Consider the following 14,366-nt stretch of genomic DNA (forward strand, 5'->3'; position numbering starts at 1 on the left):
ATGAGCAGATGCTCGACCGAGACGTAGTCGTCCCTCCGCCGCTGTGCCTCCTGGGACGCCTTCTCCAGCACCCGTTCGAGGCGCCGCGTGACGTGCACCCGCTCGGGAGCCGCTCCAGGGCCCGTGACCCGTGGACGCCGGCCGAGGTGGGTCTCCATCTCGCCGCGCAGCAGAGCCGGATCGACGTTCGCCCGCTGGAGCAGCCGTGGCGCCAGGCCGTCGGGCTGGTCGAGCAGGGCCATCGCCAGATGCTCCGCGTCGACGTCGCTGTGTCCCCGCTCGACCGCGTGGGACTGCGCGGACTTGAGCGCCTCTTGCGACTTCTCGGTCAGCTTGTTCAGGTCCATGATCGGTCTCCCGGAGGTCGGGAACGATGGCGCATCGCCGACTCCAGCGCGGCGATGCGGTCGAGCAGGTCGCAGACGAGCCCGACCGAGGCGTAGTTGAGGGCGAACGCCGAACGCAGCCGCTGGATGCGGTTCACCTCGGCGATCTGGGCGTGTGAGAACCACAGTGCGCCGTGGACGTCGCGCTCCGGCTCGATCAGCCCGAGCCCCACCAGCCGGCCGACCAGCTCCGGATGGACGCCGCTCGCCCGCGCGAACGCATCCAGGTCGAGCCGCAGCGGGCGCATCAGCGCGTACCTCATGACCGCCCCCGCGGGTCGAACGTGGAGGTGGCGGCGAGTTGCTCGAACGACCGCCGCTCTTCGGCGCTCAGGCTCGGCGGCACCGTGATCTGGACCTCGGCGAACAGGTCGCCCGGCCGGCCGCGGGGGTTCGGCAGGCCGCGGCCGCGCAGCCGCAGCCGCCGTCCGGAAGAGGTGCCCGGCGGCACCTTGACCTTCGTCTCACCGCCGGGAGTCTCCAGCGGCACCGTCGTGCCGAGCGCCGCCTCCCACGGCGCGAGCGGCAGCCGCATCGAGATGTCACGGCCCTCCACCCGATAGCGCGAGTCCGGCCTGATCGCGACGATCAGGTACAGGTCGCCCGGCTGCCCGCCGTCGGCTCCTCGCCCGCCCTGTCCGGCCAGCCGGATTCGCTGACCGTCGGTGACCCCGGCGGGAACGGAGACCTCGACGTTGCGCGTACCCTCCGGCCCGGAGATCGCCAGGCTCCTTCGCGTGCCGCGATAAGCCTCCTCGACGGACAGCTCGACCTCGGTCTCCTGGTCGGCGCCCGGCATCGGCCCCCAGCCGCCGTACCGCCCCGTGCCGGTGCCGCGCCCGGTATGCCCGGCACGTCCCGCGCGTCCGGCGAAGATGTCGTCGAACAGGTCCTCGAAGCCGACGTCGCCGAAGCCGCCGCCGGTGGGAGCGCCCGCGCCCGCCGGTGCCCGGCCAGCACGGGACGCCCGTGCCCAGGTCTGCGGGTCGACGTCTTCGGGGACCCGCCGGAAGTCCGCGCCGAAGGCGTCGTAGCGCTTGCGCTGCTCCGGGTCGGACAGGACCGAGTAGGCCTCGGAGACGTCCTTGAAGCGTTCCTCGGCATCGGGAGACCTGTTCACGTCGGGATGGAACTCGCGGGCGAGCTTCCGGTAGGCGCGCTGGATCTCCTCCTGGCTCGCCGTCCTCGCCACACCGAGATCCTCATAGAAGTCACGGGGCCGGGCCATCGCCACGCCCCTTGGCGACCACCACCTGCGCCGGCCGCAGCTGCGTCTCGCCGTCGCCGTAGCCGGGCCGTACGACCTGCACCACGGTGCCGTCCGGCGCACCGGAACCGGCCACCGTGCTCACCGCCTCGTGGCGTGCCGGGTCGAACGGCTCGCCCTCGTCGTTCCTGCGCGGGAACCCCAGTCGCGTGATCACGTCGCGGGCCTGCTCCAGCACCGACCGCACGCCCTGGATCACCGCACCGGACTCGGACCCGGCATGCTCCAGAGCGCGTTCGAGGTTGTCCAGGACCGGCAGCCACTCCGCCGAGGTCCGTGCCCGCTCCCCGGTACGTTCCCGGTCCAGGGCACGCGCCGTGCGTTTGCGGTGGTTGTCCAGATCCGCCAGCGCCCGGCGCCACCTGTCCTCCAGCTCGGCGATCCGCGCCGCGGCCGCCTCCTCCGGACTGCCCGCCTCCGGCGGCCAGTCCCCTTCGGTGCCGGTACGCGGCCGGGCCTCTCCGGCCGGTTCCGTGGAGCAGGTGAGCCCCTCCTCCGGCCCGGAACCTTTCGTCATGCCGGCCGGAGGACCGCCGTTCTCGGCGCGGCCGGCCGGCCTCTCGCCGGATGGCCGCTCCTGCCGTTCGTCGTGTTCTTCGCCCATGTCACTCACTCATCGGTCGTGAACTCCGCGTCGATCACGTCTTCGCCACCTGTGGGCCGGGGTTCCTGGGCTCCGCCGGGACCCGCGCCCGCTCCTGCGGCGGAGGCCGTAGCGGCGAGGCCGTGGTAGATCTGCTGGAGTTCGGCGGTCAGCGACCGTATCCGGTCGACCGGTGCCTCTTCCTTGATCGCCTGGCGGGCATCGTCGACCAGCATCTGGGCGCGGGCCCGCTCATGCTCGGGAACACTCCCGCCGAGCTCGTTCAGGCGTTTCTCCACCTGGTAGGTGACCGAGTCCAGCTCATTGCGCGCGTCGATGCACATCCGCACCCGCGCGTCCTCGTTGCTGTGCTGCTCGGCGTCGCGGATCATCCGCTCGATCTCACCCTGGTCCAGGTTGGTGGTCTCACTGATCGTGATGCGCTGTTCGGCGCCGGTGTCCTTGTCACGTGCCGAGACGTTCAGGATCCCGTTGGCGTCGACGTCGAAGGTGACCTCGACCTGCGGCTCGCCCCGCGGCGCCGGTCGGATGTTCTCCAGCCGGAACCGGCCCAGCGTCCGGTTGTCCGACGCCTTCTCGCGTTCGCCCTGGAGGACGACGACGTCCACCGCGGTCTGGCCGTCCTCGGCGGTGCTGAACGTCTCCGTACGACGGGCCGGAATGGTGGTGTTGCGTTCGAGCGTCTTGGTCATCACCCCGCCGAGCGTCTCCAGGCCGAGCGAGAGCGGCGTGACATCGAGCAGCACGACGTCCTCGACCTCGCCCTTGAGCACGCCGGCCTGGATCGCGGCGCCGATCGCGACGACCTCATCCGGGTTGACCGTCATGTTCGGGTCCTTGCCGCCGGTCAGCCGCCGTACCAGGCTCTGCACCGCGGGGATGCGTGTCGAACCGCCGACCAGGATGACCTCGTCGATGTCATCCGCGGTGATCTTGGCATCGGACATGGCCTGGCGCATCGGCCCTTCGCAGCGTTCGAGCTGATCGGCGATCAGCTGCTCGAACGTCGAGCGCATCAGCGTCGTGTTCAGGTGCTTCGGCCCGGAGGCGTCCGCGGTGACGAACGGCAGGTTGATCGTCGTCTGGGTCACCGAGGACAGCTCGACCTTGGCCTTCTCGGCCGCCTCGAACAGGCGTTGCAGCGCCTGCGGGTCCTGCCGCAGGTCGATCCCGTTGTCCCGCCGGAACTCATCGGCGAGGTGGTCCACGATCCGCCGGTCGAAGTCGTCGCCGCCCAGGTGCCCGTCGCCGGAGGTGGCGCGTACCTCCACGACGCCGTCGCCGACGTCCAGGATGCTCACGTCGAAGGTGCCTCCGCCCAGGTCGAAGACCAGGACGGTCTCGTTGCCCTTCTTGTCCAGGCCGTAGGCCAGCGCGGCGGCGGTCGGCTCGTTGATGATCCGCATGACCTCCAGGCCGGCGATGCGGCCCGCGTCCCTGGTGGCATGGCGCTGGGCGTCGTTGAAGTAGGCCGGGACGGTGATGACGGCCTCGGTCACGCGTTCCCCGAGGAACTTGCCCGCGTCGTCGGCGAGCTTGCGCAGCACCAGCGCCGAGATCTCCTCGGGTGCGTACTGTTTGCCGCCCACCGGGAACCGCACCACACCGTCAGGGCCGCCCACCACGTCGTACGTGACCGCGTTCAGCTCGCTGGACACCTCGTCGTGGCGCCGGCCGATGAAACGCTTGGCCGAGTAGATGGTGCCCTTCGGGTTGAGGATCGCCTGACGGCGGGCCAGCTGACCCACCAGGCGCTCGCCCTCGGGCGTGAACGCCACCACCGACGGCGTCGTACGCGCGCCCTCGGCACTGGGGACCACCGTCGGATGGCCGTCCACCATCGCCGCGATCACCGAGTTCGTCGTGCCGAGATCGATTCCGGCTGCCTTCGGCATATGCCCCCTCCTGCGCAGATCTGGCCCTCCCCGGCGGACCGGCCGTGCCGGGACCCCTCTTGATCAGTCCGTGATCTCGATGTGGCGGTCCCTCTCGGCCGCGCCGCCCCGCGCATCGCGCGCGGTGAGGATGCCGCCGGCAGGCGGACGCGGTACTCGAAGCGGTCCTCGCGGCGAAGCCGGCCGCCCTCGCGCTCGGTGAGACGCCCGAACGCCCCCTCCAACCGACGCTTCTCGCCTCGGGCGCACGGCGCATCCTCATATCTGGTAGTCCTGCGCGGCCCACGGCGGCGGTCAGACGCTCCTCTCGAGGGCCTGTTCCACCCATTGGCGCAGGGCGGAGGCGGGTGCCGCGCCGGACTTCCGCGCGATCGCCGAGCCGTCTCGCATCAGCAGCAACGTCGGCACCGCCATCACCTCGAAGCGCGCCTGTGTCTTCGGTGCCCGGTCGATGTCGACCTTGACCAGCTTCACCCGGCCGGCCAGGTCGCGGGCGACCTCCTCAAGCGCCGGGGTGACCTGACGGCAGGGCCCGCACCATTTCGCCCACAGGTCCACGAGTACCGGGACCGACGCGTTTCCGGCGACGTCGGCGAACGTGTCGTCGTCGGCGTCGGCGATCCATGGCAGTGGCTCGTGGCAGTCGCCGCAGCGCGGCACACCCGCCGCGGCGGCGGGCACGCGGTTCTGCCTGCCGCAGTTCGCGCAGCCGGCCGTGGCGGCCTGCCGCGTCTTCGCGTCCTGGTGAGTCATCACGTCCCCCAGGTGTGTACTGCTCCTCCAACGACACTCGCCGCCCGTCAGGCCCGGCGCATCCTCAGAACTGGTAGCGCTCGTGGCCCCGAGCGGCCCGCCGAACCGCTACCGGGGCCTGCCGGCGGGCCGCCGCGCCGTATCCCGAAGGGGTCGTGCGACCCCGTCCGCCCGCGGCAACGGTGGATCAGGGACCGGAATGCCCGGGGGTCCTGATGGCGAGAATGGCGGTGTCGTCGCTCCCGTCGCCGGGGTGGCCGTCGGCGAGGATCCGGCAGAGCCGGTCCGGTGGCTCGCCGGCGCTCGCCGTGGCGAGGCCGGCGAGCGTGTCCAGGCCGTCCTCGATGGACCGGGTGCAGCCCGTCCTGGACCCGCGCCAGGGCCTTCAGTGTTCGGCGATCCGGTCGAGCTCGGCACTCAGCTGGAAACCTGGCCGGAGTCGGCCGCGCGCGGCCGCCCGCGTACGTCCCCTCCTCCCATGTCCCCCCTCCCGTCAGCGAACCGCACAGGTCTCCTACCCGCGCGGCGAAGAGGCGCCCGGTTGGATGATCGACGGCCGCTGACAGAGGGTGGGAGGGAGACGGCGACGACGGAAGGATCGCGGTGATCGGCTCCCGCCGGCCCGGCCACGGCACCGAGACGGCGCGGATCGTGCCGCCGCGGCGCGCGCTGATCGCCCTGTGCGTCACGGAGATCACCAGCTGGGGTGTCCTGTACTACGCCTTCCCGGTGATGCTCTCGTCGCTGACCCGCGACACGGGCTGGTCCACCGCGACCGCCATGGCCGCCTTCTCCACCGGAGCCGTCGTCTCCGCCCTCGCCGGCATCCTGGTCGGCAGGCTCATGGACGCCCACGGGCCGCGCCCCGTCATGACCGCCGGGTCGGTCCTCGGCGTCGCCGGCGTACTGGCGATCGCCGCCGCGCCGACCCTGCCCGTCTTCTTCGCCGCCTGGGTCCTCGCCGGCCTGGCCCAGTCGGCCGTGCTCTACCAGCCCGCCTTCACCGCACTCACCGGCTGGTACGGCCCGGACCGCGTACGCGCGGTGACCACCGTGACCCTCGCCGCGGGGTTCGCCAGTACCGTCTTCGCCCCGCTGACCGCCGTCCTGCTGGACCACCTGACCTGGCGTGGCACCTACCTCGCACTCGCCGTGATCCTGGCCGTGGTGACCATCCCGCTCCACGCTGTGCCTGACCCCGCCCTGGCCCGCGAGCCGCGCCGGGGACGCTCGCGACCGGGACGAGCACGCCCGTTCGGTGGTCCGGAGCGGGACGTTCCTCACACTGACCGCGGCGATGACGTTCGCCGCGTTCGGCTGCTACGCCGCCACGGTCAACCTGGTCCCGCTGCTGACCTCGGACGGGCTGGGCACCCATCTGGCCGCCGTCGCGCTCGGCCTGTGCGGTGCCGGCCAGGTGCTCGGGCGGCTCGGCTACCCCTGGCTGGTCTCCCGCCTCGGTCCGAGGCCGCGTACGGTCGCCATCCTGGTCGGCGGCGCGGCCACGATCGTCGTCCTGGGCGTCCTGCCGGGCCCCGGCGTCGCCCTGGTCTGCGTCGCCGTCGTCGCGGGCTCCGCCCGCGGCCTGTTCACCCTGCTCCAGGCCACCACGGTCGCCGACCGGTGGGGCACCCGCTCGTTCGGGCGCGTCAACGGGGTCTTCACCGCGCCCATCACCGTCGCCATCGCTCTCGCGCCCGGCGGCGGCGCGCTCCTGGCCCGTCTCACCGGCGGCTACCCCGCCTCGTACGCCCTGCTGGCCGGCCTCACCTTCACCGCCGCCCTCGCGGCCGGTGGCGCCGGCCGGGAGCGCTGACGGATCACTCCTCGGCGGCCATCCCGCGGGACAGCGCCTCGCGCAGCGTGTCCGCCGTGATCGTGAAGTGCTCGCGGGCGATCTCACCCGCCAGTTCGACGTCGCCGGCGGCGATGGCGTGCGCTATCGCACTGTGTTCGCGCAGGGCGCGCTCGTGCACCTCGCGTACGTCCATGTTCGGCTCGATGGGAAGGCCGAGGGCGACACGGGTGAGCAGGGCACGGCTGAGCGCGATGATCTGCGGGTTGCCGGTCGCGTCGAGCACGGCCTGGTGGAAGGCGTTGTCCGCGGCGTGCATCTCGCGTCCCGTCTCCGCCGACTCGTACGCCTCGACGGCGCTGCGGAGCCGCTCGACGTGCTCGGGCCGTCGGCGTTGTGCCGCGGTACGGGCGACCATCTCCTCGACGAGTCCGCGCAGGTCGAACAGCTGCTCGAACTCCGGCCACCGGGGGAGCAGCGTCCGGCGTACGGCCGGGGCGGACACTTCGGTCCAGCTGTCGCGTACGTAGGTGCCGCCCAGCCGGCCACGGCGGATGTCGACGACGCCGGCCGCCTGGAGCCGGCTGATCGCCTCGCGTACGGTGGGCCGGCTGACGCCGAGGAGGCGGGCGAGCTCCCGCTCGACGGGCAGCCGGTCGCCCGGCAGGAACTCCCCGACGGCCACGGCGGTGATGAGCCGGTCGGACACCTCCTCGGCCGCGGTCGAGACGCGTACCGGTCCCAGCAGCGGCGCGGGAGCGCCCTCGTCGAGAACCTGTGTGATCACCCGGAAGAGCTCGTCGGCCGGACCCGGCGCTCGCGTCGCGTCCGCGCCGAGATCGTCTGCCTCAGGCTGGCCGGTCACGGACTGGCTCCTCGGGTCGGGTCGATGGTCAGAGATGTTAACGGGGTGTTATTTCACGACGACATCGCGATTAGGTCTTGTGGCCTGACCTTTTTGCCTTCAGGATACCGGCACGAGATCGCTTTCCGTCGTAACCGACCAGATCCGGGGAGAGGCCGTGGCCGTTCCGGAACGGCATTCTCGCCGAACATGTCATGGAGGAATCCGGATGTCCAAGACACGTATCGGGTCGGTGGCGGCCGCGGCCTTGCTCGTCCTCACCGCCGCCTGCAGTGGTTCCGGTGACTCCGGTGACTCCGGTGGGTCCGGCGTTTCCGGCGGAGCCGCCGCCCAGGGCTTCCAGCCCCAGCACAAGGGCGGCACCCTCCACCTGATGGCCAAGGCGGCGGGCGGTTCGTTCGACCCGCAGGTGAACTACACGCTGCAGTACTGGCAGCTCTACCAGGCGACCTACGACGGGCTGCTGGCCTTCAAGAAGGTCGGCGGACAGGCGTCGTTCACCGTCGTTCCGGACCTGGCCGAGGCGATGCCGCAGGTGACGAACGGCGGCAGGACCTATGTCTTCAAGCTGCGCCCCGGCATCAAGTTCTCCACCGGCAAACCGGTCACCGTCGATGACGTCGTGGCCTCGTTCGAGCGCATCTTCAAGGTCTCCAGCCCGACCGCGGGCACGTTCTACAACGGCATCGTGGGAAGCGCCGCGTGCCTGAAGAAGCCCGCGGACTGCTCGCTGAGCAAGGGCGTCGTGGGCGACGCGAGCGCCGGCACCGTGACGATCAACCTGACCGATCCGGACCCGGAGCTGCCGTACAAGCTCGCGGTGCCGCACGCGAGCATCGTGCCCAAGGACTCGCCGGCCAAGGACGCGGGCACCAAGCCGCTGCCCAGCACCGGGCCGTACATGGCCGCCTCCTACGACCCGAACCGTGCGCTCAAGCTGGTCCGCAACCCGTACTTCAAGGAATGGTCACACGACGCCGAGCCACAGGGCTATCCGGACGAGATCGATGAGACGTTCGGTCTCACCGTCGAGGCGGAGGTCACGGCGGTCGAGAACGGCCAGGGCGACTGGGTCTTCGACCCGCCCCCGTCCGACCGGCTGAACGAGATGGGCACCAAGTACGAGAAGCAGGTGCACGTCAACCCGCTGACGGCGTTCTTCTACCTCACGCTCAACACCAACATGGCGCCGTTCAACAACCAGATGGCCCGTCAGGCCATCAACTGGGCGATCGACCGGGCGGCGGCGGTACGGCTGTATGGCGGTACGAACCTCGCGCAGCCCGCCTGCACGGTCCTTCCGGCCGGTTTCCCCGGCCACGTGAACTTCTGCGACTACACCAAGGGCGGCGGGGCGACCTGGTCGGCGCCGGATATCGAGAAGGCCAAACAGCTCGTGCAGCAGTCCGGCACCGCCGGCCAGAAGGTCGCCGTCGTCGTGCAGGAGGACGAGGTCTACAAGTCGATCGGGGAGTACGTCCAGAGCCTGCTCAACCAGATCGGCTACAAGGCCACGCTGAAGCCGCTGTCGGCCAACATCCAGTTCACCTACATCCAGAACACCGAGAACAAGGTGCAGCTGGCACTGACGTCCTGGTACCAGGACTACCCCGCGGCCTCGGACTTCCTCAACGTGCTGCTGTCGTGCGCGTCGTTCCACCCCGGCAGCGACTCGAGCATCAACATCGCCGGCTTCTGCGACAAGGATGTCGACGCGCAGATGAAGGACGCGCTGAAGACCGAGCAGACCAGCATGCCGACGGCCGACCAGAAGTGGGGCCAGGTCGACCAGGCGGTCATGGCGAAGTCGCCACTCGTCCCGCTGTTCAACCCCAAGCTCGTCGACTTCGTCTCGACCAAGGTCGGCGACTACCAGTTCAGCAAACAGTTCTACATGCTGGTCAGCCAGCTCTGGGTGAAGTGAGCCGACCCATGGCCGTGGTGGCCGGGCTTCCCGGCGCTCCGGAGTCGGGCGGGACGGTCGCCGTCCCGCCCGCCGCGGGGACGTCGGGCCCGTGGCGCAACTCCCTGACCCAGCTGACGCGCAACCGGGCGGCGATGGCCGCGGCGGCCGTCTTCGTACTGATCGTCCTGGCCTGCGTGGCCGCGCCGCTGTACGCCCACCAGATCGCGCACACCGACGCCTTCCGGTCGAACATCTCCGGCTCGACGGTCGTCGACGGCAGGACGGTGCCGGTGCTGCGCCCGAGCAGCACCGGCCTGCAGCTCGGCGTCACGCCGATCGGCCCGACCTGGGACCCCGGCCACTACTTCCTCGGCGCCGACAACCAGGGGCGCGACGTGATGGCGCGGCTGCTGTACGCCGGCCGCAACAGCCTGTTCATCGGGCTGACGTCGGCGGTGCTGTGCTGCCTGATCGCCACGCTCGTCGGCGTCGTCGCCGGCTACGCCGGGGGACTGGTGGACGCGATCCTGTCCCGCGTCCTGGACGTCGTCTGGGCGTTCCCCGTCTACCTGCTCGCGATCTGCCTGTCCGTGGTGCTGCTCACCAGCGGCGTGCACATCGGGCCGGTCGGCGTCGACGCCGGGAGCATCTGGGTGCCCATCTTCATCATCGCGGTGATCTACGTGCCCTACGTCGCCCGCCCGGTACGCGGAAAGGTGATCGCGCTGCGGCACCGGGACTTCATCCAGGCCGCGATCGGGATCGGCGCCACCGACCGGCGGATCATGCGCCGCGAGATCCTGCCCAACGTCACACCCACGGTGATCGTCTTCCTCCCGCTCATGACCGCGCTCAACATGCTCACCGAGTCGGCGCTGTCCTTCCTCTCGGTCGGCGTGCAGCCACCGGACGCGAGCTGGGGCACGATCATCAACGACGGCCTCGGGTTGCTGTACACGCGGCCGGCGGTGGCACTCGTCCCCGGCCTGCTCATCGCGGTGACGGCCGTGGCGCTGAACATCTTCGGCGACGGCGTCCGCGACGCGCTCGATCCGGGCGCCCGGCTAAGGGGAGGCGTGTAGATGCTCGCCTTCGCCGTACGCCGCTTCGTCTCCGCGATCCTCGTCCTGTTCGCGATCAGCGTGCTGGTCTTCCTCATCTTCTTCGCCACCCCCGGCGTCGACCCCGCGGCGCGCATCGCGGGACGCAACGCCGACCCGGCGACGCTCGCGCAGGTCCGGCACGCGTTCGGCTTCGACCGGCCGCTCCCGGTGCGGTACGTGCTGATGATGAAGCACCTGTTCGTGAGCCGTGACCTCGAGTCCTTCGTCAACCGCGGTTCGAAGGTGATCCCGCAGATCACGCACGCCATGCCGATCACGCTGTCGCTCGTGCTCGGCGCGGCGGTGATCTGGGTGGTGCTCGGCATCGCCATGGGCAGCGCGGCGGCCGCACTGCGCGGCACCGCCGTGGATCCGCTGATCATGATGCTGGGCGTCGTCGGCGCGTCGCTTCCCGTCTACTGGGTCGGCGAGGCGGTCAACCTGCTCACCCAGAGCCGGCTGCACGACGGGGTCTTCTCCTGGGTGCCGCCGCTCGGCTACGTCGGGCTGACCGAGAACCCGGGCGAGTGGGCCCTGCACCTGCTGTTCCCCTGGCTCACGCTGGCGCTGCTGTACGCCGGCATCTACGCCCGGCTCCTGCGTTCGGAGGTCATCGCGAGTTTGAACGAGGACTACGTCACGACCGCACGCGCGAAGGGCATCTCCGAGCGGCGCATCCTGATCAAGCATGCGCTCCGGTGCTCGCTCATCCCGTTCGTCTCGCTGTTCGGGCTCGACTTCGGCGCACTGGTCGGCGGCTCCGCCCTGCTCACCGAGGTGGTGTTCGGCCTGCCCGGGGTCGGCAAGCTGACCTACGACGCGCTGCAGAACGTCGACCTGCCGGTGATCATGGGAACGGTCCTGTACGCGGCCTTCTTCGTGGTGCTGACGAACGCGCTGGTGGACGTCCTGTACGCCCGGCTCGACCCGAGGGTGCGTCATGCCTGAGCCGCTCCTCGACGTACGCGACCTGCGCGTGACGTTCCGTACCCGCCGTGGCACCGTCACCGCCGTCGACGGCCTGTCGTTCGCGGTCGAGCCCGGTGAGGTGCTCGGCATCGTCGGCGAGTCCGGATCCGGCAAGACCGTCTCGGTGATGAGCATCCTCAAGCTGATCCGTGACCCGAACGCCAGCGTCTCCGGCACCGTCTCCTTCAACGGCCGTGACCTGCTCGCGCTCTCCGACAAGGAGTTGCGCTCGGTACGCGGCCGCGACATCGCGATGATCTTCCAGGATCCGATGACGGCGCTCACCCCGGTCTACACGGTCGGCTGGCACATCGCCGAGCAGCTGCGCGCGCACAATCCCGTGTCCCGGTCCGAGGCACGTAAGCGGGCGATCACGCTCCTCGACGAGGTGGGCATCCCGAACCCCGCGCAGCGCGTCGACGGCTACCCGCATGAGTTCTCCGGCGGGATGCGGCAGCGTGCGGTCATCGCGATGGCCCTCGCCTGCAACCCGAAACTGCTGATCGCGGACGAGCCGACCACGGCGCTCGACGTCACCACCCAGGCCCAGATTCTCGACCTCATGCGACGGCTCCGCGAGACCCACGGCTCGTCCATCCTCGTCATCACGCACGACATGGGGGTGGTGTCCGAGATCGCGGACCAGGTCCTCGTCATGTACGGCGGCCGCGCCGTCGAACAGGGACCGAAGACCCAGGTCTTCCGCCACCCGCGGCATCCGTACACGTGGGGGCTCCTGGGCTCGGTGCCACGCGTCACGGGCGCGCGGATCCGCCGGCTCACCGCGATACCCGGGTCGCCGATCTCACCGTTCGACGTCCCCTCCGGCTGCGCGTTCGCGACGCGCTGCCGGTTCCGGCACGAGGCCTGCGACGAACGGCCCGAGCTCGCCGGCGGCGACGGGCACCGGGACGCCTGCTGGCTGCCTCGCGACGGGCGTGACGAGCTGCGGGCGGAGGCGGCGACGGCCGCCGTGGGGGAGGACACACCATGAGCACGCTCCTTCGCGCGACCGACGTGGTCAAGCACTTCCCGCTGCGGTCCAGCGTGCTGACCAAGGCGCGTGGCGGCGGAGAGGAGGTCGTGCGCGCCGTCGACGGGGTGTCGCTGGACGTGGTCGCGGGGGAGACCCTGGGGGTCGTGGGCGAGTCCGGGTGCGGCAAGTCGACGCTCGGCCGCTGCCTGGTACGCCTCATGGACCTGACGAGCGGCACGGTGGAGTTCGACGGACGCGACATCAGCACGCTGTCCCGGCGCCGCCTGCGCCCGATCCGTCGCGGACTCCAGCTCGTCTTCCAGGACCCGTACGCCTCCCTGAACCCGCGCCGCCGCGCGGGCGACATCGTCGCCGAGCCGCTCCAGGTGCACGGGTACGGCGACGCGGCCGCGGTCCGCCGCCGCGTACGCGAGCTCTTCGACGTCGTCGGCCTGTCGGAGACCTACGTCGACCGATACCCGCACGAGTTCAGCGGCGGCCAGCGCCAGCGGATCGGCATCGCACGCGCGCTCGCGATGAACCCGAAGCTGGTCGTGGCCGACGAGCCGGTCGCCGCACTCGACGTGTCCATCCAGGCGCAGGTGCTGAACCTCTTCGCCGACCTGCGCGAGGAGTACGGCCTGACCTACATCTTCATCGCGCACGACCTCGGCGTGGTGCGGCACGTCTCAGACCGGATCGCGGTCATGTACCTCGGCGAGATCGTCGAGCTCGCCGACGCCGAACCGCTGTACGAGGCGCCCGCCCACCCGTACACCCAGGCACTGCTGTCGGCCGTGCCGGAGATCGACGACGGCACGACGCCGCGGCGCGAGCGGATCGTGCTCACCGGTGACGTGCCGAGCCCGATCAACAAGCCGGTGGGCTGCCCGTTCCATCCGCGCTGCCCGTACGCGCAGGACAGGTGCAGGACCGAGCGGCCGGTTCCGGTGGAGGTCGCCCCCGGCCGGCAGGTCAGCTGCCACTTCCCGCTGGTCGAGACCGCCGCCACGGGCGGGTGAGTCAGAGGGCGTCCAGGAACGCGAGCAGGGCCTGGTCGAACGCTTCCGGGCATTCCAGGTTGGGCATGTGTCCCGCACCGTCCACCACGACCAGTGTGGAGTCCGGGATCAGTTCGTGCATCTGCCGCGCGTCGTCCACGGGGGTGTACTCGTCCTCGCTGCCGACGACGATGAGGGCGGGCACCTTGGCCCGCGACAGCGACTCGGCATAGTCGGGGCGTTCGGCGCGACCGCGCAGGGCCGCCGCGGCGCCTTCCGGAGAGGTGCCCAGCATCATGCCCAGTACGTGTTCGGCCACCGCAGGCAGGCGTTCGATCGTCGCCGGGGCCACCATCTTCGGCAGGACCTCCTCCGCGTAAGGCCGCATGCCCTCGCGCAGCAGCCGGTCGGCGACCTCGTTGCGCGTCCTCCGGCCGTCCGGCGTCTCCGGCCAGGGTGCGGTGTCGGCGAGCAGCAGGCCGCGGATCCGGTCCGCCACCTGCCGGTGGAGCTCCATGACGATCTGCCCGCCCATGGACAGGCCGCCCAGTGCGAAGCGTTCGACGCCGAGCTGGTCGAGCAGCTCGATGATGTCGTGGGCGAAGGCCGCCAGCGGGGTCTTCCCGGGGACGACCGCGCTCTCCCCGTAGCCGCGCAGGTCCGGGACGATCACCCGCCGGCCGGCCTCGACGAGCCGCTCGACCTGCGGCCGCCACATCGACCGGTCGAACGGGTGGCCGTGCACCAGGACCACGACCGGCGCGCCGGCGCTCCCCTCGTCGTCGTAGGCGATGCTCAACCCGTCAACGGAAACTGCGCTCACGTGCGTGCTCCTCGGTCCGGCGT

At 70.9% G+C, this 14,366-nt stretch carries 13 protein-coding genes and 2 pseudogenes; 7 read left to right on the plus strand and 8 right to left on the minus strand.

All coding sequences use genetic code 11. The features are described 5' to 3' along the window. Window positions 1-41 precede the first annotated feature (41 nt). The 6 genes and pseudogenes from FB559_RS46885 to trxA all read right to left on the minus strand — a co-directional run. Window positions 42-347: pseudogene (locus FB559_RS46885) on the minus strand (Clp protease N-terminal domain-containing protein); the annotation flags it as partial. After that, the gene (locus tag FB559_RS30715; protein ID WP_141960135.1) at window positions 338-649 is read right to left on the minus strand and encodes a chaperone modulator CbpM; all 312 of its coding nucleotides are present in this window, start codon (window positions 647-649) and stop codon (window positions 338-340) included. The pseudogene FB559_RS46885 and the gene FB559_RS30715, both read right to left, overlap by 10 nt. Continuing rightward, window positions 646-1,614 carry a DnaJ C-terminal domain-containing protein gene (locus FB559_RS30720; RefSeq protein ID WP_141960137.1) on the minus strand — a complete coding sequence of 323 codons (969 nt, stop codon included), beginning with the start codon at window positions 1,612-1,614 and terminating at the stop codon, window positions 646-648. The genes FB559_RS30715 and FB559_RS30720 overlap by 4 nt, the downstream gene beginning before the upstream one ends. Then, window positions 1,598-2,257 carry a nucleotide exchange factor GrpE gene (locus FB559_RS30725; RefSeq protein ID WP_246122210.1) on the minus strand — a complete coding sequence of 220 codons (660 nt, stop codon included), beginning with the start codon at window positions 2,255-2,257 and terminating at the stop codon, window positions 1,598-1,600. Before FB559_RS30725 ends, FB559_RS30720 begins: the two co-directional genes overlap by 17 nt. A gap of 5 nt (window positions 2,258-2,262) precedes the next feature. Next, window positions 2,263-4,152 carry a molecular chaperone DnaK gene (gene dnaK / locus FB559_RS30730; RefSeq protein ID WP_141960140.1) on the minus strand — a complete coding sequence of 630 codons (1,890 nt, stop codon included), beginning with the start codon at window positions 4,150-4,152 and terminating at the stop codon, window positions 2,263-2,265. 294 nt (window positions 4,153-4,446) lie between these two features. Beyond that, the gene (gene trxA, locus FB559_RS30735) at window positions 4,447-4,905 is read right to left on the minus strand and encodes a thioredoxin (RefSeq protein WP_141960142.1); all 459 of its coding nucleotides are present in this window, start codon (window positions 4,903-4,905) and stop codon (window positions 4,447-4,449) included. 732 nt (window positions 4,906-5,637) lie between these two features. On the opposite strand from trxA, the pseudogene FB559_RS45815 reads away from it, so the two are divergent. Together FB559_RS45815 and FB559_RS45820 are read left to right on the plus strand one after the other, a co-directional pair. After that, window positions 5,638-6,075 (plus strand): annotated as a pseudogene (locus tag FB559_RS45815) (MFS transporter); the annotation flags it as partial. 88 nt (window positions 6,076-6,163) lie between these two features. Further along, the gene (locus tag FB559_RS45820) at window positions 6,164-6,721 is read left to right on the plus strand and encodes an MFS transporter (protein WP_246122213.1); all 558 of its coding nucleotides are present in this window, start codon (window positions 6,164-6,166) and stop codon (window positions 6,719-6,721) included. Between the two features lie 4 nt (window positions 6,722-6,725). On the opposite strand, the gene FB559_RS30745 is transcribed toward FB559_RS45820, so the two are convergent. Further along, complete coding sequence (locus FB559_RS30745; protein ID WP_246122214.1) at window positions 6,726-7,565, minus strand: FadR/GntR family transcriptional regulator; 840 nt, start codon at window positions 7,563-7,565, stop codon at window positions 6,726-6,728. Window positions 7,566-7,773: 208 nt separating this feature from the next. Here FB559_RS30745 and FB559_RS30750 point away from each other — a divergent pair, with 208 nt between their 5' ends. From FB559_RS30750 to FB559_RS30770, 5 genes are read left to right on the plus strand one after another with little or no spacing between them, the layout of a single operon-like run. After that, window positions 7,774-9,489 carry an ABC transporter substrate-binding protein gene (locus FB559_RS30750; protein ID WP_141960145.1) on the plus strand — a complete coding sequence of 572 codons (1,716 nt, stop codon included), beginning with the start codon at window positions 7,774-7,776 and terminating at the stop codon, window positions 9,487-9,489. Further along, window positions 9,486-10,553 (plus strand): ABC transporter permease, encoded by a 1,068-nt coding sequence (locus tag FB559_RS30755; RefSeq protein WP_246122216.1) that lies wholly within the window; start codon window positions 9,486-9,488, stop codon window positions 10,551-10,553. Before FB559_RS30750 ends, FB559_RS30755 begins: the two co-directional genes overlap by 4 nt. Then, the gene (locus FB559_RS30760) at window positions 10,554-11,522 is read left to right on the plus strand and encodes an ABC transporter permease (RefSeq protein ID WP_141960149.1); all 969 of its coding nucleotides are present in this window, start codon (window positions 10,554-10,556) and stop codon (window positions 11,520-11,522) included. It begins immediately after the preceding gene. Continuing rightward, on the plus strand, window positions 11,515-12,537 hold the full coding sequence (locus FB559_RS30765; RefSeq protein ID WP_141960152.1) for an ABC transporter ATP-binding protein: 1,023 nt from the start codon (window positions 11,515-11,517) through the stop codon (window positions 12,535-12,537). The genes FB559_RS30760 and FB559_RS30765 overlap by 8 nt, the downstream gene beginning before the upstream one ends. Further along, complete coding sequence (locus tag FB559_RS30770; protein ID WP_141960154.1) at window positions 12,534-13,541, plus strand: ABC transporter ATP-binding protein; 1,008 nt, start codon at window positions 12,534-12,536, stop codon at window positions 13,539-13,541. The genes FB559_RS30765 and FB559_RS30770 overlap by 4 nt, the downstream gene beginning before the upstream one ends. Window position 13,542: 1 nt before the next feature. Here FB559_RS30770 and FB559_RS30775 read toward each other — a convergent pair whose 3' ends face one another. Further along, window positions 13,543-14,343 carry an alpha/beta fold hydrolase gene (locus tag FB559_RS30775; RefSeq protein WP_141960156.1) on the minus strand — a complete coding sequence of 267 codons (801 nt, stop codon included), beginning with the start codon at window positions 14,341-14,343 and terminating at the stop codon, window positions 13,543-13,545. Between the last annotated feature and the right edge of the window lie 23 nt (window positions 14,344-14,366).

The sequence above is a fragment of the Actinoallomurus bryophytorum genome (assembly GCF_006716425.1).
Taxonomy (GTDB): Bacteria; Actinomycetota; Actinomycetes; order Streptosporangiales; family Streptosporangiaceae; genus Actinoallomurus; species Actinoallomurus bryophytorum.